This is a genomic window from Enterobacter sp. BIDMC93 (assembly GCF_001037805.1).
Classification (GTDB): domain Bacteria; phylum Pseudomonadota; class Gammaproteobacteria; order Enterobacterales; family Enterobacteriaceae; genus Enterobacter; species Enterobacter hormaechei_C.
The window spans coordinates 4,461,618-4,480,878 of record NZ_KQ089962.1 but is presented as its reverse complement, the minus strand read 5'-3'; the positions used below and the strand labels follow the sequence as shown (position 1 = coordinate 4,480,878).

The 19,261-nt window shown below is 58.6% G+C and carries 17 protein-coding genes; 2 read left to right on the top strand and 15 right to left on the bottom strand.

The features are described 5' to 3' along the window. Positions 1-51: 51 nt before the first annotated feature. The 12 genes from SK58_RS20930 to hpaG form a co-directional block, all read right to left on the bottom strand. Positions 52-2,205 (bottom strand): carbon starvation CstA family protein, encoded by a 2,154-nt coding sequence (locus tag SK58_RS20930; protein WP_003856608.1) that lies wholly within the window; start codon positions 2,203-2,205, stop codon positions 52-54. 219 nt (positions 2,206-2,424) lie between these two features. Beyond that, positions 2,425-2,682: an HTH domain-containing protein gene (locus SK58_RS20925; RefSeq protein ID WP_017383855.1), complete on the bottom strand. Its 258-nt coding sequence runs from the start codon at positions 2,680-2,682 to the stop codon at positions 2,425-2,427. Positions 2,683-2,802: 120 nt separating this feature from the next. Further along, the gene (locus tag SK58_RS20920; protein WP_023303043.1) at positions 2,803-3,312 is read right to left on the bottom strand and encodes a 4-hydroxyphenylacetate 3-monooxygenase reductase subunit; all 510 of its coding nucleotides are present in this window, start codon (positions 3,310-3,312) and stop codon (positions 2,803-2,805) included. A gap of 17 nt (positions 3,313-3,329) precedes the next feature. After that, the gene (gene hpaB, locus SK58_RS20915) at positions 3,330-4,892 is read right to left on the bottom strand and encodes a 4-hydroxyphenylacetate 3-monooxygenase, oxygenase component (RefSeq protein ID WP_048220390.1); all 1,563 of its coding nucleotides are present in this window, start codon (positions 4,890-4,892) and stop codon (positions 3,330-3,332) included. Positions 4,893-5,087: 195 nt separating this feature from the next. Continuing rightward, on the bottom strand, positions 5,088-5,978 hold the full coding sequence (gene hpaA, locus SK58_RS20910; RefSeq protein WP_047735126.1) for a 4-hydroxyphenylacetate catabolism regulatory protein HpaA: 891 nt from the start codon (positions 5,976-5,978) through the stop codon (positions 5,088-5,090). Then, a complete protein-coding gene (hpaX, locus tag SK58_RS20905) occupies positions 5,950-7,293 on the bottom strand; it encodes a 4-hydroxyphenylacetate permease (RefSeq protein ID WP_048220389.1) in 1,344 nt (447 codons plus the stop codon). Before hpaX ends, hpaA begins: the two co-directional genes overlap by 29 nt. A gap of 21 nt (positions 7,294-7,314) precedes the next feature. Then, entirely contained in the window at positions 7,315-8,109 is a 795-nt protein-coding gene (hpaI, locus tag SK58_RS20900; RefSeq protein ID WP_015572592.1) for a 4-hydroxy-2-oxoheptanedioate aldolase, read from the bottom strand. Between the two features lie 9 nt (positions 8,110-8,118). Further along, a complete protein-coding gene (gene hpaH / locus SK58_RS20895; RefSeq protein WP_015572593.1) occupies positions 8,119-8,922 on the bottom strand; it encodes a 2-oxo-hept-4-ene-1,7-dioate hydratase in 804 nt (267 codons plus the stop codon). 154 nt (positions 8,923-9,076) lie between these two features. After that, positions 9,077-9,457 carry a 5-carboxymethyl-2-hydroxymuconate Delta-isomerase gene (locus tag SK58_RS20890; protein WP_045339629.1) on the bottom strand — a complete coding sequence of 127 codons (381 nt, stop codon included), beginning with the start codon at positions 9,455-9,457 and terminating at the stop codon, positions 9,077-9,079. A 9-nt stretch (positions 9,458-9,466) separates the two neighbouring features. After that, the gene (gene hpaD / locus SK58_RS20885) at positions 9,467-10,318 is read right to left on the bottom strand and encodes a 3,4-dihydroxyphenylacetate 2,3-dioxygenase (protein ID WP_032652486.1); all 852 of its coding nucleotides are present in this window, start codon (positions 10,316-10,318) and stop codon (positions 9,467-9,469) included. Positions 10,319-10,320: 2 nt separating this feature from the next. After that, positions 10,321-11,787, bottom strand: a complete 1,467-nt coding sequence (hpaE, locus tag SK58_RS20880; RefSeq protein WP_023303046.1) for a 5-carboxymethyl-2-hydroxymuconate semialdehyde dehydrogenase — start codon at positions 11,785-11,787, stop codon at positions 10,321-10,323. Then, the gene (gene hpaG, locus SK58_RS20875; RefSeq protein ID WP_048220388.1) at positions 11,784-13,061 is read right to left on the bottom strand and encodes a 4-hydroxyphenylacetate degradation bifunctional isomerase/decarboxylase; all 1,278 of its coding nucleotides are present in this window, start codon (positions 13,059-13,061) and stop codon (positions 11,784-11,786) included. The genes hpaE and hpaG overlap by 4 nt, the downstream gene beginning before the upstream one ends. Before the next feature lie 268 nt (positions 13,062-13,329). On the opposite strand from hpaG, the gene hpaR reads away from it, so the two are divergent. Next, positions 13,330-13,770, top strand: a complete 441-nt coding sequence (gene hpaR / locus SK58_RS20870; RefSeq protein WP_017383846.1) for a homoprotocatechuate degradation operon regulator HpaR — start codon at positions 13,330-13,332, stop codon at positions 13,768-13,770. Positions 13,771-13,853: 83 nt separating this feature from the next. After that, the gene (tsr, locus tag SK58_RS20865; RefSeq protein ID WP_017383845.1) at positions 13,854-15,518 is read left to right on the top strand and encodes a methyl-accepting chemotaxis protein; all 1,665 of its coding nucleotides are present in this window, start codon (positions 13,854-13,856) and stop codon (positions 15,516-15,518) included. 122 nt (positions 15,519-15,640) lie between these two features. On the opposite strand, the gene SK58_RS20860 is transcribed toward tsr, so the two are convergent. The 3 genes from SK58_RS20860 to SK58_RS20850 form a co-directional block, all read right to left on the bottom strand. After that, on the bottom strand, positions 15,641-16,150 hold the full coding sequence (locus SK58_RS20860) for a GNAT family N-acetyltransferase (RefSeq protein ID WP_032103061.1): 510 nt from the start codon (positions 16,148-16,150) through the stop codon (positions 15,641-15,643). Beyond that, a complete protein-coding gene (gene opgB, locus SK58_RS20855; protein ID WP_048220387.1) occupies positions 16,150-18,441 on the bottom strand; it encodes a phosphatidylglycerol--membrane-oligosaccharide glycerophosphotransferase in 2,292 nt (763 codons plus the stop codon). Before opgB ends, SK58_RS20860 begins: the two co-directional genes overlap by 1 nt. A gap of 271 nt (positions 18,442-18,712) precedes the next feature. Then, positions 18,713-19,195, bottom strand: coding sequence for a YjjA family protein (locus SK58_RS20850; RefSeq protein WP_015572603.1), 483 nt, complete (start codon positions 19,193-19,195; stop codon positions 18,713-18,715). Positions 19,196-19,261: the final 66 nt, after the last annotated feature.

Below are 19,261 nucleotides of genomic sequence, written 5' to 3'. Positions count from 1 at the left end.
AGAAGAAGCCCGGTGGCGCTACGCTTACCGGGCCTACAGTAACATGCTTAATTAATGGTGTGAGGAGGTCTTCACGCCGCCTTCCGGCACCGGTACGTACGGGGTCTCTTTGTCCGTACGGCCCTCAACGTTACGCACTTTCATCCAGGTTTTGATGCCGTAGAAGATAATGCTGTACACCACCACCAGGAACAGAATGCTCAGACCCGCGTTGGTGTAGTTGTTCACCACGATATGGTTCATGTTGGCAATCTGCTGCGCGGTCAGATCCGCGCCGCCTGCGGCAATCTTCTCTTTGTACTGGTTAGCCATGAAGAAGAAGCCTTCCAGCTGCGGGTTGGTGCTGAACAGTTTCAGACCCAGCGCCCAGGTAGTGCAGAGCAGCAGCCACAGCGCAGGCACCACGGTGACCCAGATGTATTTGGTGCGTTTCATCTTCACGAGGACAACGGTACCCAGCACCAGGGCCACAGCCGCCAGCATCTGGTTAGAGATACCGAACAGCGGCCACAGGCTCTTCACGCCGCCCAGCGGGTCAACAACGCCCTGATACAGCAGATAACCCCACAGGCCTACGCAGCCCGCAGTGCCCAGAACGCCGGCCACCAGAGAGTCGGTTTTCTTCAGGAATGGCACGAAGTTACCCAGCAGATCCTGCAACATGAAGCGGCCTGCACGCGTACCGGCATCCAGCGCGGTGAGGATGAACAGCGCTTCAAACAGAATACCGAAGTGGTACCAGAAGCCCATGTCCGCCCACGGCAGCACTTTGTGGAACACGTGTGCGATACCCACCGCCAGCGTTGGCGCGCCACCTGCGCGGTTCAGCACGGACGGTTCGCCGATGTCTTTCGCGGTCTGCATGATCTGCTCAGGCGAAATCACGAAGCCCCAGGAGCTGACGGTCGCCGCCGCGTGCGCGCTGGCGTCTTTCAGCTGCGCCAGGATCAGCGCGGTATTTTCGCCGCCCATCTCATGCAGGTTTGGCATGGTAATGCCGAGACCCGCCGGCGGGGTGTTCATCGCAAAGTACAGGCCAGGCTCGATAATCGACGCCGCAACCAGCGCCATGATCGCCACGAAGGATTCCATCAGCATCGCGCCGTAACCGATGAAGCGCGCGTCGGTTTCGTTGGCCATCAGCTTCGGCGTGGTGCCGGAGGCGATCAGCGCGTGGAAGCCAGACACGGCACCGCAGGCAATGGTGATAAACAGGAACGGGAACAGGGCGCCTTTCCACAGCGGACCGGTACCGTCAATGTACTGCGTCACCGCCGGCATTTTCAGCTCCGGGTTGATGATCACAATACCAATGGCCAGCCCGACGATAACGCCGATTTTCAGGAAGGTTGCCAGGTAGTCACGCGGAGCCAGAATCAGCCACACCGGCAGCAGCGCTGAGATGAATGCGTAGCCGATCAGCGCGAAGGTGATGGTGGTGTCTTTAAAGGTCAGCGCCGGACCCCAGTACGGGTCGTGCGCAATCACGCCGCCGAAGTAGATGGAGGCGACCAGCAGCACGATACCGATGACCGACACCTCGCCAACGCGGCCAGGGCGCAGGAAGCGCATGTAGATGCCCATGAACAGCGCAATCGGTACGGTAGAGCAGACGGTGAAGACGCCCCACGGACTTTCGGCCAGCGCTTTCACCACGATCAGGGCCAGCACCGCCAGGATGATGATCATGATCAGGAAGCAGCCGAACAGGGCGATCGTGCCTGGCACGCGGCCCATCTCCTCTTTGATCATCTCGCCCAGCGACGAACCGTTACGGCGCGAGGAGATAAACAGCACCATAAAGTCCTGCACCGCCCCCGCCAGCACCACGCCCGCCAGCAGCCAGAGCGTACCCGGCAGGTAGCCCATCTGCGCGGCCAGCACCGGGCCGACCAGCGGGCCTGCACCGGCGATAGCGGCAAAGTGGTGACCAAACAGCACGTAACGGTTGGTTGGCACGTAGTTCAGGCCGTCGTTGTTAATAACCGCCGGGGTGGCGCGCGTCGGGTCGAGCTTCATAACCTTCTGCGCGATGTACAAGCTGTAGTAGCGATAAGCCACAAGGTAGACGGAAACCGACGCGACCACGATCCACAGGGCGCTGACGTGCTCGCCCCGGCGTAATGCGACAACCGCCAGACAGAAAGCACCGATGATCCCGAGGATGGCCCAGGGCACGTGCTTAAGTAGTTTTTTAGTATCCATAATAAGACCTGGTTTTTTATGTAAAGAAAAAAGGGTCAGGGTTCGTTGTGAGGAGGTATTGATTAATGCTGGAGCGATCGTGCCAGATCCTCGCGCGTGTAAAGCACGGTAAATGGGTGAGTGGTTGAAAGCGATGCGTGAGCGGTCAAAAGCGAGGGTGAGTGGTTAAGGCTCACCCCCGGTGGGAGAAAATATGTGATTGAGATCACTGAGAATAATTTAGCCCTGTGGGCTTTTGTCGTTCGCTTCAGGGCAGTGCACGCAGCGGCAGGGCTGATACGCGGGCAGCAGCTGATAGCGCCCTTTGCCGTCGTGTTCAATAATCGGGGAAAGCGCCTGTAAATCGCGGTACACCGTGCGTTCGGTAATGCCAAATTTTTGCATCAGATCGCGGCGATTAACGCTTCCGTTGCGGTGCAGGGCAATAATGATTTCAACCAGACGTTCAGCCGAGCGGCTTCGGGGTGAAGGGGCCATAAGACTTTCCAGCGTTAAGGGGGCGGCTGACGACGTCGCCAGCCGCCCCGGAAAATTTATCTTATGGATAGTTAACGGCGCACCTTTGCGGAAACCTTAGCGTTTTTTTGTGCAACGGGATCAAATCGCGGCTTCCATCTCCATCATCACCGGGTGGAAACGGCGTTTGAAGTAGATCAGGCCGTGCCCCTCGCTGCTGAGGATGATGTTCTTAATCTCAACAAGGTAGACCAGATGGGTGCCGATGGTTTGCACCTGGGTTATCTCACCTTCCAGGCTTGCCAGGGCGCCTTTCAGCACCGGCTGCGCCAGCGGTCCTTTCTGCCAGCAGGAGAGAGCAAAGCGTTCCTCCATTGCCATGCCGGTCATCCCGGCAAAGTGGCGGGCCATGATCTCCTGCTCGTGGTTCAGCACGTTGACGCACAGTTTGCCGTTGCCCTGGAAGACCGGGTTCATGGCGCTGCTGGCGTTAATGCAGACCATGACCGAAGGCGGGGTGTCCGTGACCGAGCAGACGGCGGTGGCGGTAATGCCGCAGCGACCCGCATCGCCCTCGGTAGTGATCACATTCACCGCCGCCGACAGGCTGGCCATCGCGTCGCGAAAACGCAGGCGTTCTTCAGATTGCATTGAAACCTCCCGCTGCGTTATTTCAGCAGCTTATCCAGCATGTTGATATCAGTGTTGTTGTGCAGGTGCGGTACGGTCCAGCCGTGCTGGTCGTACTCGGACATGCAGCGGTCAACCATCGCCATCATCTTGTCCATGTTGCCGGAGCTTTGCGCCTGACGCAGGCATTGCAGGCGGACCTCATCCTGGCTACCGGAGTAGTTGATTTCGTACAGCTCGTGACGTCCGCCAAACTCGCTGCCGATGGCATCCCACATCAGTTTCAGAATCTTGATGCGTTCGACATGATCCATCCCGTTGGAGCCGCGCACGTACTTCGCCAGGTACTGGTCGATCTGCGGGTTGTTCAGGTCCCGCGCGCTGGACGGTAGGTAGATCAGCCCGGAGGTCACGTTACGTTCGATGATGTTCTTGATCTTCGCATAGGCCATTGGTGCCATCACGCGGTAGGTCTGTAACGCCGCGTGGTCAGGCAGATACGCGCCGTTAACCCACGGCGTGGCTTCGGAGCACATGGAGTCGCTCAGCGCCCAGAACATGTTGCGCCACGCCACCACTTCGCCGAGATCCGCCTGCACGCCGCGGAACTCGAGGGTGCCGGTACACTCCAGCGACTTCTTCAGCAGAGCGGTGATGAAGTCGAGCTTCACTGCCAGACGCACGCAGGCCTGAAGCGGGTACATGCGGGCGAAGCCACCTTCCATCGTCCAGCGACGGCAGCGGTCGAAATCACGGTAGATCAGCACGTTTTCCCACGGGATCAGCACATGATCCATTACCAGAATGGCGTCGTTCTCGTCAAAGCGGCTGGAGAGCGGGTAGTCGTACGGAGAGCCTGTCGCCCCTGCCACCATCTCGTAAGAGGCGCGGGAGATCAGCTTCACCCCTTCGGCATCCATCGGCGCGACGAACATCAGCGCGAAGTCCGGGTTTTCGCCCATCACCTGCGCAGAACCAAAACCGATCATGTTGTAGTGGGTCAATGCCGAGTTGGTGGCCACCACTTTCGCGCCGCTGACGATGATCCCGGCGTCGGTCTCTTTCTCCAGCTTGATGTAAACGTCTTTCACCTCGTCCGCCGGTTTATGGCGATCGATCGGCGGGTTGACGATGGCGTGGTTAAAGTACAGGCCGGTTTCCTGAATACGGGTGTACCAGTTGCGGGCGTTCTGCTCGAACTGACCGTAGAAGGCAGGGTTAGCGCCGAGCGCGCAGCCGAACGCGGCTTTGTAGTCCGGCGTACGCCCCATCCAGCCGTAGCTCAGGCGCGACCACTCGGCGATGGCGTCACGCTGCTGGCGCAGATCGTCGGCACTTTTCGCCACGCGGAAGAATTTATGGGTGTAGCCGCCGCTGCTGGTATCGGTACCCCAGCAGAGGGTATCCTGCATGTCTGGCTTGTGCAGGGCATCGTACATCTGGGCGATGGACGCCGCCGCATTGCGAAATGCCGGGTGGGTAGTGACGTCCTTAACGCGCTCGCCGTAGATATAAATCTCACGGCCATCTTGCAGGCTTTTTAAATACTCTTCACCGGTTAACGGACGTTTGGCATCAGCGCGGAAATCTTCAGGCTTCATAGGGACCTCGTATCGGAAGATGGTTGTTAAATTTATGTTTTGTTTTTGTTGTTTAATTGAAGCGTGAGAGGGGCGGAACGTGAAGGGACGATTGGGACAACGGCAGGTACTTTTCGGGTGAGAGGTGGATTTGTGATCTGTGCGGCTTTTCGGCGGGTGGCGCTGCGCTTACCCGCCCTACGAACCGTTATGCGTTCAGGAAACCGGTACTTTCTGCGCCCGGTATGCACTGGGTGAACACCCCGTCAGTCGGTTAAAAAAACGGGCGAAATAGGCCGGATCTTTAAACCCCAGCTGCCAGGCAATTTCGCTCACTGTGCTGTCGGAAAACAGCAGCAAACGCCTGGCTTCCCGCAGCTGGCGGTCGAAGATCAGCCGTTTCGGCGAGCGGTTGGCGAAGCGGCGACAGATATCGGTCAGGCGAGATTCGGTGAGATGCAATTCGCTTGCATACTCCGGCACCGTCCAGTGCTCGTGGTAATGAGCATCTGTCAGCTGGTTAAAGCGCTGAAAAAGCTTCAGCTCACCGCGCATGCCGCCTGACGCGTGGTCGTCGAGCTTCGCGTTGCGCAGCAACAGGGTAAAAACGGCCTGGGCCAGCAGGACCAGCGTATGCTCGCGACCGGGCAGTTGTTCCGTGGATTCCCGGGCAATCAGCTGCCAGTAGTGCTTCAGCGCCGCCAGCTCGTCCGGCTTGTCGGCAAGCGACAGGCAGATCCCCGGCAGGCCGAACGCTTCCCGCGTACCGGGGTAGAGCACTTCTAACAGCGGCCAGATGAGATCCTCGCGCACCGTCAGCACGTGGCCGTCGCTGTCGGATTCGGTAATAAACGCGTGCGGCACCGACGGCGGCGTCAGCACAAACAGCGGCGCCTGCACCGAGTAACGGTGGTCGTCGAGCTGGAGCTCAATCTGCCCGGTATCGAGAAAGTGCATCTGAAAATACTGGTCGTGGCGGTGCGCCTGCATGTCGCGGCCAAAAAAGGCCGCCATGCGGGCAAACGACTGGTAATGCACATCGTCGGTGCCCAGACTTTCGTCGTAATCCTTGCTGATATCAATGTTGGCGATGGGGCTCTGGCACATGATCGTTCCTCTGTTGATCCCGCTGCGTCATCGGAATGCGCGTCAGCACCAGCGCGCCCACCACCAGCAGACCCGCCACGAACCACAGCCCCGAGCTGAAGCTGCCGGTCGCGTCGCGCAGAATACCTATCAGCAATGGGCTGACGGCAGACCCGACGTTGCCGATGGCGTTGATCACCGCCAGCGCCACCGCGCGGGATTGCAGGCTAATAACCTGATCCGGCGTGGTCCAGAATATCGCCATGGCGGTAAACGATCCGGTTGAGGCCATGATGATGCCAAGCAGCTGGATCAGGCTGTGATCGGTCGCCGAGGCCAGCATCCATCCCGCCGCCGCAAACAGATACGGCAGGATGGTGTGCTTTTTTCGCTCTTTCAGCCTGTCGGAGCGGCGGCTCCACCAGATCATTCCGAGGATGGTGCAAAACTGCGGGATCGCCGCCAGCAGGCCGATCACGATATTGCTGCTGCCGGTGTTGAAGCTTTGCAGGATCTGCGGCGTCCAGATGTTGATCGCGCTCAGCGTATTCGTCAGGCAGAAGTAGGCCAGCGTGTAGAGCAGCACGGCGGGCGTCAGCACCTCGCGCAGCGTCGATCGCGGCGTGGCGACGTGCGCAATGGCTAGCTCCTGCTCGCGAGCGATCATCGTTTTGAGTGCCTGCTTTTCGTCATCATCCAGCCAGGTGGCCTGATCCGGCGTGTCGTTAAGGTAGAACCAGGTCACCACGCCGAGCACTACCGACGGCAGCCCCTCCAGCAGGAACAGCCACTGCCAGCCCTTCAGGTTCCACAGCCCGTCCATCGCCAGAATGTACCCGGAGAGGATCGAGCCGAGCATCATGGTCACCGGCATGGCGATCATAAACAGCGCGTTGGCGCGGGCGCGGTGATACGCCGGGAACCACCAGGTGAGATAGACCAGAATGCCCGGCAGGAAACCGGCTTCGGCAATGCCCACCAGCATGCGCAGGACATAAAGCGTTTCGGGGCTGGTGGCGAACATGGTGCAGGTAGAGGCGATGCCCCACACCACCATGATCCCGGCGATCCAGCTGCGGGCGCCGACCTTCGCCAGCATGATGTTGCTGGGGATACCGCACAGCACGTAGGTCACGTAAAACAGCGTCGCGGCCAGGCCAAACATGGTCGACGTGAGGCCCAGATCTTTGCCCATCGTCAGCCCGGCAAAGCCGATGTTGATGCGATCGAGAAACGAGAAAACAAACAGGATAAAAAGAAACACGATCAAACGACGGAACAGCTTATTAATAACGCGATGTTCAACAGCTTTATTATGCAGGGTTGAGGTCGTCATGTTGCGCTCCACATCGTACGTTTAGTAGACGGATTTATTGTTATCAACTGCTGTGGTGACGTCGGTAAAGCGGGCCGCCAGCGCTTCGGCGCTGCGGGCGAGCAGGGTGGTATCCACGCCGACCGCGACAAACAACGCGCCGAGGCTGAGATAGCGTTTTGCCAGCTGTTCATTCGCCATCAGGATGCCGGGCGCTTTGCCCGCGCTGAGGATCTGCGCGATCGCCTGTTCAATGGCGGCCTGCACCTCCGGGTGCTGCGGATTACCGGCGAAGCCCATGTCGGCGCTCAGATCCGCCGGGCCGATAAACACGCCGTCCACCCCTTCCACGTCCAGGATCTGCGGCAGGTTTTTCAGCGCCTCGCGAGTTTCGATTTGCACCAGCACGCACATGGCGTCGTTAGCCTGATGCAGATACTCCGGGATGCGGTTCCAGCGCGACGCCCGCGCCAGCGCGCTGCCGACGCCGCGAATGCCGGCAGGCGGATAGCGGGTGGCGCTGACCGCCAGACGGGCTTCGTCGGCGTTTTGCACCATCGGCACCAGCAGGGTTTGCGCCCCCACGTCCAGCAGCTGCTTGATCTGCACCGGATCGTTCCACGATGGGCGCACCACCGGCTGGCTGGGATAAGGGGCGATGGCCTGGAGCTGAGTCAGGACGGTCTGCACGCTGTTCGGCGCGTGCTCCCCGTCGATCAGCAGCCAGTCAAAACCGGCCCCGGCCAGTAGCTCAGCGCTGTAGCTGCTGGTCAGCCCCAGCCACAGGCCGATTTGTGGCTTTCCGGCTTTCAGCGCGGTCTTAAATGCGTTTTCCATGGTGCACTCCTACACAAAGCGGCAGCTAATCGAGCCCATGTTGCCGTAGTCGACGTGGAAGGTGTCGCCTCTGCTGGCGGCAACCGGGCGGGTAAACGAGCCGCCGAGGATGATCTGGCCTGGCTCAAGCTGCACGTCGTATGGCGCCAGTTTGTTCGCCAGCCACGCCACGCCGTTTGCCGGGTGGTTAAGCACGCCTGCGGCGACCCCGGTCTCTTCGATCACGCCGTTGCGGTAGAGCAGGGCGGAGATCCAGCGCAGATCCAGCTCGTCGGGTTTAATCGGGCGGCCGCCGAGGATCACGCCCGCGTTGGCGGCGTTATCGGAGATGGTGTCGAACACCTTGCGCGGGCGCTGGGTTTCCGGGTCAACGTTATGGCAGCGGGCGTCGATCAGCTCCAGGGCGGGGATGACGTAATCCGTGGCGTTGTAGACGTCGAAGATCGTGCAGTTCGGGCCGCGCAGCGGTTTTGCCAGCACGAAGGCCAGCTCCACTTCGATGCGCGGGACGATAAAGCGATCCACGGGGATGTCGCTGCCGTCGTGGAAGAACATATCGTCCAGCAGCGCGCCGTAGTCCGGCTCGCTGATCTGCGAGCTGGCCTGCATCGCTTTGGAGGTGAGGCCGATCTTGTGGCCTTTCAGCACGCGGCCTTCGGCGATTTTCAGGCTCACCCATTCGCGCTGGACGGCGTAGGCGTCTTCAATGGTGATCTCCGGGTACTCCAGCGAGATCGCGCGGATCTGCTCCCGGGATTGTTCCGCCTGATGCAGGCGGTGGGCGATCAGGGTATGGGTGTGTTTGTCGAGCATGGCGTATCCTTTGTGCGGCTGTTGCCGGGTGGCGCTTCGCTTACCCGGCCTACGGTTCGGTGCTGCTGTTGCCGGGTGGCGCTGCGCTTACCCGGCCTACGGTTTGGGGCCGTTGTAGGCCCGGTAAGCGCAGCGCCACCGGGCGAGCAAACGGCTACTTAAACAACGCGTGCACGTTGTTCTGCTTGTAATTAAGCGTCGGGTGCAGCTCGTCAAGCTCGAACGACAGCGCCAGATACCGGCTGTTCATCAGCGCTGCGAAATGATCTTTAATCAGCGCAAACAGCATTTCACCGACCTCTTTCCGGCTTTCCAGGCTGCGCCCCGCGCCGATCTTCAGCGTCATATGCACAAAGGCGTAATCGTGCTTACCGTCTGCCATCTGCCAGGTGTCCAGCCAGTGGGCGCGGCTGCGGATGCCGCCGATGGGGAAGATGCCCGTGGCGGCGAGCGCCTCGTTCACTTTGGCGAACAGCCCTGGCAGGTCGGCCTGCTCGCGGATGTTGTCGGTACATTCAGCAATAAAATGCGGCATGGTGGCTCCTTACGCGGGCAGCGGGAAAACGGCGTTGACCTGGCCGGTGCCGGAGCTGGCGAACAGCTCGGTGAGAAACTCCACCTTACCGTTGTATTTGTCCCAGCCGAGCATCCCCAGCAGCATCACCGTGTCGTGCATATTGCCCTCGCCGTAGCAGTAGTCGGCGTACTCCGGCAGCATGCTGCAAAACTCCTTGAACTGACCCTCGCGCCACAGCTTCACCACGCGCTCGTCCATCTGGCGGTCAAACTCGCGGGTGTAGCTGTTCATCCCTTCCTCCGCGCGCTGGTCGTCGATAAAGCGGTGCGAGAGCGAGCCGCTGGCAAGCACCGCCACGGTGCCGTCGTATTTTTCGATAGCACTGATGATGGCCTCGCCCAGCCTGCGGCTGTCGGCGAAGTCGTGAACCGTGCAGAACGCCGAGATGGAGACCACTTTGAAGTGCTTATCCGCGTTCATGTAGCGCATCGGCACCAGCGTGCCGTACTCCAGCTTCAGGCTCGGGATGTTGTGCGCCTTGGCGCGAACGCCAAGCTTCACCGCTTCGTCGGCAATCAGCTGGCCGAGTTCCGGGTTGCCGTCGTAGTCGTAGGTCATGTCGCGAATAAAATGCGGCAGCTCGTTGCTGGTGTAGACGCCCGAAAAATGGTCCGCGCAGTTGATGTGATACGCGCTGTTCACCAGCCAGTGGGTGTCGAAGACGATAATGGTGTCCACGCCCAGCTCGCGGCAGCGCTTGCTGATCTCTTTATGCCCGTCGATGGCCGACTGGCGGCAGCCGTGGTTTTTGCCCGGCAGTTCGGAGAGATACATTGACGGAACGTGTGTGATTTTTGCCGCTAACGCTAATTTACCCATGGTCAGATCCCCCACTTTGGAATCGGATGGTCACCCATGGAGATACAGACGTTCTTCATCTCCGCGAAGACCTCGAAGCTGTACTCGCCGCCCTCACGCCCGGTGCCGGAGGCCTTCACGCCGCCAAACGGCTGGCGCAGGTCGCGCACGTTCTGGGTGTTGACGAACACCATGCCCGCTTCGATGCTGCGCGCCAGACGCAGCACTTTGCTGACGTCCTGGGTCCAGATGTAAGATGCCAGGCCGTACTCCACGTCGTTGGCCAGGCGCAGGCCTTCCGCTTCGTCCTTAAACGGCAGCAGGCAGGCCACTGGCCCGAAGATCTCCTCCTGCGCCACGCGCATGCGGTTATCGACATCCGCCAGCACGGTCGGGCGCAGGAAGTTGCCGCCTTTCAGGTGCGCAGGCAGATCGGTCGGTTTGTCCGGGCCGCCCGCCAGCAGGGTTGCCCCCTCTTCAATGCCGAGGCGGATGTAGCCGGAGACTTTTTCCCAGTGCTGCTGGCTGATGAGCGCGCCAATCTGGGTGTTCGGATCGGTCGGGTCGCCCACGCGCAGGCGGTTGGCGCGCTCGGCAAAGCGTTTGACGAACTCCGGGTAGATGCTCTGCTGGATGAAGATGCGCGAGCCGGCGGTGCAGCGTTCGCCGTTGATGGAGAAGATGGTAAACAGGGCGGCGTCCAGCGCGCGCTCAATGTCCGCGTCTTCAAAAATCAGCACCGGCGATTTGCCGCCCAGCTCCATGGAATACTTCTTCAGCCCGGCGTTTTTCATGATGTTGCGCCCGGTGGCGGTACCGCCGGTGAAGGAGACGGCGCGCACGTCATGATGACGCACCAGCGCGTCGCCCGCCGTGGCGCCATAGCCCTGCACCACGTTGAGCACGCCCGCCGGAATGCCCGCTTCGAGGGCCAGCTCGCCCAGACGGTCGGCGGTCAGCGGGGAGAGTTCAGACATCTTCAGCACCGCGGTATTCCCTAAGGCCAGGCACGGCGCGACCTTCCAGGTGGCGGTCATAAACGGCACGTTCCACGGCGACACCAGCGCGCAGACACCCACCGGCTGCACCAGGGTGTAGTTGAGCATCTTGTCGTCGACCGGGTAGGTTTTGCCGTTCATCTGCTGGCACACCTCGGCGAAGAACTCGAAGTTGTGCGAGGCGCGCGGAATGAGCACGTTTTTGGTCTGGTGGATCGGCAGGCCGGTGTCGGCGGTTTCCATCGCGGCAATGTCCGGCACGTTCTGGTCAATCAGATCCCCCAGGCGACGCATCAGGCGCGCGCGCTCCTTCATCGGCAGGTTGGCCCATTTCGGGAACGCCTCTTTGGCGGCGGCAACGGCCTGATGGATTTCGGCTTCGCCGCCGGAGGCCACTTCTGCCAGCACCTCGCCGGAGGCCGGGTTGGTGGTGTGGAAGTACTCACTTCCGGCGACGTTTTTACCGTTGATCCAGTGGTTAATCTTTTTCATTTTGCAGTCTCCTCACTGACAATTCGGTTTACCAGACGGCCTACGCCTTCCACTTCCACCACCACCTCATCGCCCGGCACCACGTCGGACAGCCCCTTCGGCGTGCCGGTGGCAATCATGTCGCCCGGTTGCAGGGTCATGAAATCACTCAGATACGCAATCAAGTAGGGGATGCTGAAGATCAGGTCTGCCGTGGTGCCTTCCTGACGCAGTTCACCGTTGACGTAGGTGCGAAGACGAAGGTTGTGCGGGTCAGGAATGGCTTCTTTTGGCACCACGTTCGGGCTGATGGGGGTCAGCCCGTCGCGGCTTTTCACCCGCAGGTTCGGGCGATAGTAGTTTTCGAGATAATCGCGGATGGCGTAGTCGTTGCACACCGTGTAGCCCGCAACATAGTCCATCGCCTCGGCTTCGCTGACCTTGCGCGCGGTTTTGCCGATGACCACCACCAGCTCGGCTTCGTAATGCATGTATTCAATGTTGTCTGGGCGCACCGAGGTCTGGTTGTCGCCGTTAAAGGTGTTTGGCGCTTTGATAAACACCAGCGGCTCGGTGGGTGGCTTGAAGTCCAGCTCGCTGGCGTGGTCGGCATAGTTCAGACCGAGGGCAAACAGCGTGGCGTGCGGCGGCGTGCGCGAAGCGATGGCAACGTCGCGTTCCTCCACCACCGGGTTTTCCAGCGGCGGAAATCCTTCTGCCAGAATACGTACCCGATCGCCCGGGCGAACTTCGACGCGGCTTTGCGGAGTGCCGAGCAATATCGCATCGCCGGGGTTCAGGGTGGCAAATTCGCTCAGGGCGCTCAGCAGTTCGGCGGCGTTGCGGTGCAGATCGGCCGTGTTCCAGTGGTCCGCTTCGCGGCCGTTGATCTCGGTGATGATGGTCAGATTATCCACATTATCAACGGCGACAGGTTCGCCGAGCGGGCAAAATCCATCCCGGCATTTGGCTTTGATCGCCGGACGGTAGAAGCTCTCTTCCGGCAGGCTGATTTCGTTAGCCAGCGCGTAGCCGGCGATGTACGCCGCCGCCTCTTCAACGCGTACTTTGCTGGCGGTTTTGCCCACCACCAGCGCCACCGTCGCGCCGCTTAACACGGTTTCTCCCTGCGGGAAGGGAATCGGTTCGCCTGCGCGGATAACAGTGTTATGTGGCTTGATAAACCACACCGCCGTTTTTGGCGGCGCGTTATAGGGGGCTTTTTCAAACGCCTCAGCCCAGGCCACACGCTGGCTTTGGTGGTTTAGCGCTACGGCAAAAACAGTACCTTTCATTCCCATACTCCTCAAACCGGCTGTCCGGTTTTGATTTCATTAATATGTTAATGATCTGGTTTTATGCTTTTGCTGTTCGTTTCGCAATCAGAAGTGAATAATTTGTGATGCAAATAACAATAAATTTACATAAAAGGGTTAATATATATTTAAATCAATAAGTTAAAAAAATAGCTTTGTTTCTGTTAGACTTTTTGGGTTAAAACGTGTTGTCTATAAAAGCATCTGTTTTTAATTGTTTATTTGTTAATGATGTAAGGGGTAGATGATGCATGACTCATTAACCATCGCGCTGTTGCAGGCGCGTGAAGCGGCGATGGGCTACTTCCGCCCGATAGTGAAGCGGCATAATCTGACCGAGCAGCAGTGGCGTATCGTCCGCGTGCTGGCCGAGCATCCCTCCATGGATTTTCACGATCTTGCGTTCCGCACCTGCATTTTGCGCCCAAGCCTGACCGGCATTCTGACGCGGATGGAGCGCGACGGTCTGGTGCTGCGCTTAAAACCGGTGACTGACCAGCGCAAGCTGTACGTGTCGCTGACGAAAGAAGGCAACGCGCTGTACCAGCGTGCTCAGGCTCAGGTGGAAGAGGCGTACCAGCAGATTGAGGCGGAATATACGCCTGAGAAGATGAAGCAGCTCACGGCGCTGCTGGAAGAGTTTATTGAACTTGGAAACCGACATATCGCCGCGAGGGACGAAGCGTAAAAACCCTAAATTCCAGGATGATTTTCGTAAAGTTTTCTCATGCCAGGCCGAATATTCTGTATCTGCCTGAGGAAAGAGAAAACATGTTAAACCGAATCAAGATTGTCACCAGCTTACTGCTGGTTTTAGCGATATTTGGCCTTTTACAACTCACGTCTGGTGGTCTTTTCTTCAATGCCCTGAAGCATGACAAAGAGAATTTCACCATCCTGCAAACCATTCGCCAGCAACAATCCACCCTGAACGGTAGCTGGGTGGCGCTGCTGCAAACCCGTAACACCCTGAACCGCGCGGGTATCCGCTATATGATGGATCAGAACAATATCGGCAGCGGCTCAACCGTCGCCGAGCTGATGCAGATTGCCTCTGCGTCTCTGAAACAGGCGGAAAAAAACTGGGCGGATTACGAAGCGCTGCCGCGCGACCCGCGTCAGAGCGACGCTGCGGCACTGGAAATCAAACGTAATTACGATATTTACCATGGCGCGCTGGCTGAGCTGATCCAGCTGCTGGGGGCGGGCAAAATCAATGAGTTCTTCGACCAGCCGACCCAGAGCTATCAGGATGGCTTTGAGAAGCAGTACGTCAACTACCTGCAACAGAACGACGCGCTGTATCAGACCGCGGTTGAAGACAGCAACAGCTCTTACCGCCAGGCTATCTGGGTGCTGATTAGCGTGCTGGCTGCGGTGCTGGTGGTGATTGTTGCCGTCTGGCTGGGTATTCGTCAGGCGCTGATTTCGCCGCTGAACCGTCTGATTGACAGCATTCGTCATATCGCCAGCGGCGACCTGGTGAAGCGCATCGACGTGGAAGGCTCCAACGAGATGGGTGTACTGGCTGACTCCCTGCGCCATATGCAGGGCGAGCTGGTGCGTACCGTGGGTGACGTGCGTAACGGCGCCAACGCTATTTACAGCGGTGCGAGCGAAATCTCGATGGGCAATAACGATCTCTCATCCCGTACCGAACAGCAGGCTGCCTCTCTGGAAGAGACCGCCGCCAGCATGGAACAGCTGACTGCCACCGTGAAGCAGAACGCCGAGAACGCCCGTCAGGCGAGTAACCTGGCGCTGAGCGCGTCTGAAACCGCGCAGAAAGGCGGCAAGGTGGTGGATAACGTGGTGCAGACCATGCGTGACATCGCCGGCAGTTCGCAGAAAATCGCCGATATCATCAGCGTGATCGACGGGATTGCCTTCCAGACCAATATTCTGGCGCTGAACGCGGCGGTAGAAGCGGCGCGTGCGGGCGAGCAGGGGCGTGGTTTTGCGGTGGTTGCAGGTGAAGTCCGAAACCTGGCGCAGCGCAGCGCCCAGGCGGCTCGCGAGATCAAGAGCCTGATTGAAGACTCCGTGGGGCGCGTGGAAATTGGTTCAACGCTTGTTGAAAGCGCGGGTGAAACCATGGGTGAGATCGTGAATGCGGTAACGCGCGTGACGGATATCATGGGCGAAATCGCGTCTGCGTCTGACGAGCAGAGCCGCGGTATTGACCAGGTTGGGCTGGCGGTGGCTGAGATGGATCGCGTGACCCAGCAGAACGCCTCGCTGGTGGAAGAGTCTGCGGCGGCGGCCGCGGCACTGGAAGAGCAGGCGAGCCGTCTGACGCAGGCCGTTGCGGTGTTCCGTATTCAGCAGGAACAGATGAAGGCGCGCGAGTTCGCCTCGGCGAAAAGCGTTGCCGCACCGGTAGTGGCGCGTAAACCGGCGACCGCAGACGCGGGCGATAACTGGGAAACGTTCTGACGCTGTGCGTTTTGCCGGGTGGCGGCTGCGCCTGACCCGGCCTACGGATTGTGGGTTTTGCCGGGTGGCGGCTGCGGAATTGGGTTTTGTAGGCCCGGTAAGCGCAGCGCCACCGGGCGATTTTACAGAGGCAGGCGCATGGCGCAGCGGGAACCATATGCTAAACCATGCGCCGTCTCTTCCTCGCGTTTCTGGCGCAGTTCCGGCGTCAGCGTCGTCATCATTTCAAACCCTAATCGCCTGTAGAAGGGCGCATTCCACGGGACATCACGAAACGTCGTTAACGTCAGCGAGTTCAGCCCCAGACTGCGGGCATGCGCGGCGGCACGGGCGATTAACTGGCGTCCAAGACCTCGTCCCTGCCAGTCCAGGTGAACCGACAGTTCCACAATAAACAGCGACGATGGATGAGCTTCGGCGAGAATAAAGCCCACGGGCCTGTCGTCAGCCAGCGCCAGCCAGCTTAATCCGCGTCCGGCGTAACCGAGGTGATCTTCTACAGAAATAACCTCATTGTCTGCCAGCCAGGCCAGCTCAGGAACGTCGCGAAACCGCTGCCCCGCCGCGCGTTCAATGGCGGGCAGGGCAGCGACGTCGTCGATGCGCGTCGGGCGAAGAGTGAACGCCGTCATCAGCCAGCGCTGCTCACAATTTTAATCTCCACCATGCCGATCCCCAGCTTGCGCGGAGCGTGACCGAGAATATTCCCTTCGTTAGTGGACTGCGGATCGGGTGGCACAATGACCAGCGTATTGCTGCGCGTTGGGTTATCGAAATGCATCGTGCTGGTGGTGACATCGTTGCTCAGCGTCAGCGTCTGTTCTTTATCACCGACGCGCACCGGTATAGGACGGTTTGCGTTGGGACCAAATGCCCTGGCGGTGATCACCAGATCGAATTTCTCCGGCAGCGGATGGGTATATTCAATTTTCACCTCATCGCCCAACTGCGCGTTAGACCAGCGCCCCCAGGATTCCGGCCGTGAAATACCGCTGAACTGCTTCACCTCTTCCGGCGCGCCGGCAACATTAAAGATGAAGCTGTCTGCTTTATAACGAATGTCGTTGTCGACGATTTTCAGCAGGTCTACGTTGCGCTGATAGCGTGCGGTATCAATAATCGTATCTTTAAACGCGGTTTTTCCCTGCCACTGCGGTTTGTCAACGTGTTGCACGGTCTGCTCGCCGCCGAGTTGCCCCTGAGAGACGCACCAGTCGGTGGACAGCGAGAGCTGTTGCGACCAGAGCTGGCCCATTTTGTAGCATTTGTCGACCCAGACGAAATTATCGCGCGGGGCAAATTCCGCCAGCTGGAAGCGCAGTGGCGCGGAGTATTCGCTTTCCGGCAGCGGCTCGACGCGGTTATCCGACACGCGCAGCAGCAGCGGCAGGCGGAAATGGCTGCCGGAGAACGCGATCATTTTTTTATCCTGATCGATGGTGAAGTCTTTTATCTCTTTCGGGAAGTTCCACAGACGAATGATATCCGGCTTCCAGGCGAGGATTTTTTCCTTCATGTTGAGGAAGATTTCCGACAGGGACTGGCCCGACAGCGTACTGCGACCCAGGCCAATGAAGTTATCGCCACCCAGAATATCCAGCACGGTAGCGCCGTTATCCATCGAGTTACGTTTAGCGGCAATGATCTCCTGCTGCGGTTTATCGCCGCGCAGCACAAAGAACAGGTTGCTGCGATCCAGCTTATTCAGCTCATCCCAGGCGCTGTTTTTCATCGCCAGATGGTCAGATGAGACGACGATGACCGTATTTTTGAAATACAGCGACGCTTTGATTTTCTCGATTAACGCCGCGATATGCTCCTGGCTACAGGTCACGGCGCTGAACGACTTGTTGTTTTTACCGTCAATGTCATAGCCCTGACGTTTACAGGTGCGTGAGACGAAACCATCCGGATGATGCGTGTCAACGGTCAACGCAAACAGCGAGAAGCGTTTACCGGCGCGGGAAAGCTCCTCGAATTTCTTCCAGGTTTCATCAAGAACGGTATCGTCGTAAAAGCCCCAGTCGTTGCGGTAGGTCGGATCGGCCACCGTGGTTTTCAGCTCTTCGGAACCATACAAGTGATCGAAACCGTGAGATTTCAGGAACACATCTTTCCCGGCAAAGCGCAGGTTAGCGCCCTGCATAAAGTAGTTTTCATAGCCCGAGTTTTTCAGGATATCGCCGAGGCAAATGTTCTGCGGGAAGAAGCTCGACATTGAGGCGGAGGCGTTGCCTTCAAACGGAGCGAACAGCGGAATGCCGCACTGGGAGGCCACCATCCCGGCGATGGTGTAATCCGTACCGGGCAGCTGCATGGTGTGGCTGAAGTCGAGGCCCTGGTCTTTCAGCGCGCCAAGCTCTGGCGTCAGGTTCGGGAAAGCATCGTTATCAAAATAGGTGCGTTCCAGACTTTCGCCGTATATATAGACCAGGTTGAGTCTGGGATTGTCGATCTTCTTCGAGGGTTCTTTGTAATAGGCCGCAAAGTCCGGATCGCCATCGCGCGACTGGGATTTTACCAGCTCGGTAATTTGATGGAATGCCGGGCTGGCATCCACGGAGGCCAGCGCCAGGCACAGCGCCAGCAGGCTGTAGCCATGATGATGCGGACGGCGACGGCGACGGCGCAGAACCCAGGCCAGCGCGGCGAAGATGCCCACCAGGGCGACCACCAGCCCCAGACCCGGAAGGATGTACTTACCCACACCAGCGCCGGTCAGGCTGTTGGTCAACGTGTAGAGCACCGCGTCGTTAATACCGTCGCCGGTAAAGTAATCGCTGGCATATAACGTAATGTTTAAAACAATAAAAATGCCGAGCACCGCCAGGGTGGCCACAAACCACCAGGTGTGACGACCGGCTTTCCAGGCATAAACGCCGATGGAAGCCAGGAAAAGGACAAGGGACATTAACTCTGACAACAGCAGATCCTCATCATGCCGGACGCTTAGCCGGCTAATTGCTTATTTTTTGGGTAATACAATGTAATTGCGATGTCGCTTAGCTGCAATTTTAGTGTCACGAAAGTGTGCTGTTGTTAGGATTTGGTTTATAAAATCGGATTTTTGAATACAGTCGCATCGTGGCACACGGAGGCTGAGGTGGTGGCAGGGGGTAAAAAAACGCACTTCACGCCGCGGTGTAAGACTAACGTAATAAACCCGGCGTGTTGTGGCAGAAAATGGGAGGCGATCAGGAGAGGAAATTAACGCCTTGTTTCAGCACCAGATCGCAGGCTTTCGTTTTTACCTGTTTCGCCAGAGATGAATTTCCAAGGGTGCTGAGGTTCAGCTGCTGGCCATTTTGCGCGTTCAGCAGACCCTGAATACCGTCCATATAGTTGGTGTCCGCTTTCTGCTCCTGGGTGTCCAGACCCAGTTTACCCAGTACCTGGTTTTTGATGTTTTCGGTATCGGTAACGGAAGCCAGTTTCTGCTTCGCGCAGTATTCCAGAATGCCCGCCGCGTTGTTCATCGTTCCGGCGCTCAGGCTTTGGGAGCTGTTACTCAGCAGGCCGGTGAGGGACGAGGCTGACAGCCCGCCCTGGGAAGTGCCGCTCTCTTTGGTTAACTCACTTGCTGCGCTGGAGAGCGACTCCTGCCATGATGCGGCCTGCGCTGCGCCAGTCACCAGCAGGGCGCCAGTAAGGATGCTGATAAGAAACTGTTTTTTCATAATGATTTACTCAACAAGGTCCGTTTTGGGCCAAAAGTGGGTTCAGTATATACCTCTGCTCTTCCG

Coding starts and splice junctions, on each gene's coding strand:
- hpaH (WP_015572593.1), bottom strand. CDS start 8,922: ATGCTCGACAAACACACCCATACCCTGATCGCCCACCGCCTGCATCAG.
- hpaE (WP_023303046.1), bottom strand. CDS start 11,787: ATGAAAAAGATTAACCACTGGATCAACGGTAAAAACGTCGCCGGAAGT.
- hpaX (WP_048220389.1), bottom strand. CDS start 7,293: ATGACGACCTCAACCCTGCATAATAAAGCTGTTGAACATCGCGTTATT.
- hpaD (WP_032652486.1), bottom strand. CDS start 10,318: ATGGGTAAATTAGCGTTAGCGGCAAAAATCACACACGTTCCGTCAATG.
- SK58_RS20890 (WP_045339629.1), bottom strand. CDS start 9,457: ATGCCGCATTTTATTGCTGAATGTACCGACAACATCCGCGAGCAGGCC.
- SK58_RS20850 (WP_015572603.1), bottom strand. CDS start 19,195: ATGAAAAAACAGTTTCTTATCAGCATCCTTACTGGCGCCCTGCTGGTG.
- SK58_RS20925 (WP_017383855.1), bottom strand. CDS start 2,682: ATGGCCCCTTCACCCCGAAGCCGCTCGGCTGAACGTCTGGTTGAAATC.
- hpaI (WP_015572592.1), bottom strand. CDS start 8,109: ATGGAAAACGCATTTAAGACCGCGCTGAAAGCCGGAAAGCCACAAATC.
- hpaG (WP_048220388.1), bottom strand. CDS start 13,061: ATGAAAGGTACTGTTTTTGCCGTAGCGCTAAACCACCAAAGCCAGCGT.
- SK58_RS20920 (WP_023303043.1), bottom strand. CDS start 3,312: ATGCAATCTGAAGAACGCCTGCGTTTTCGCGACGCGATGGCCAGCCTG.
- SK58_RS20860 (WP_032103061.1), bottom strand. CDS start 16,150: ATGACGGCGTTCACTCTTCGCCCGACGCGCATCGACGACGTCGCTGCC.
- tsr (WP_017383845.1), top strand. CDS start 13,854: ATGTTAAACCGAATCAAGATTGTCACCAGCTTACTGCTGGTTTTAGCG.
- hpaA (WP_047735126.1), bottom strand. CDS start 5,978: ATGTGCCAGAGCCCCATCGCCAACATTGATATCAGCAAGGATTACGAC.
- hpaR (WP_017383846.1), top strand. CDS start 13,330: ATGCATGACTCATTAACCATCGCGCTGTTGCAGGCGCGTGAAGCGGCG.
- SK58_RS20930 (WP_003856608.1), bottom strand. CDS start 2,205: ATGGATACTAAAAAACTACTTAAGCACGTGCCCTGGGCCATCCTCGGG.
- hpaB (WP_048220390.1), bottom strand. CDS start 4,892: ATGAAGCCTGAAGATTTCCGCGCTGATGCCAAACGTCCGTTAACCGGT.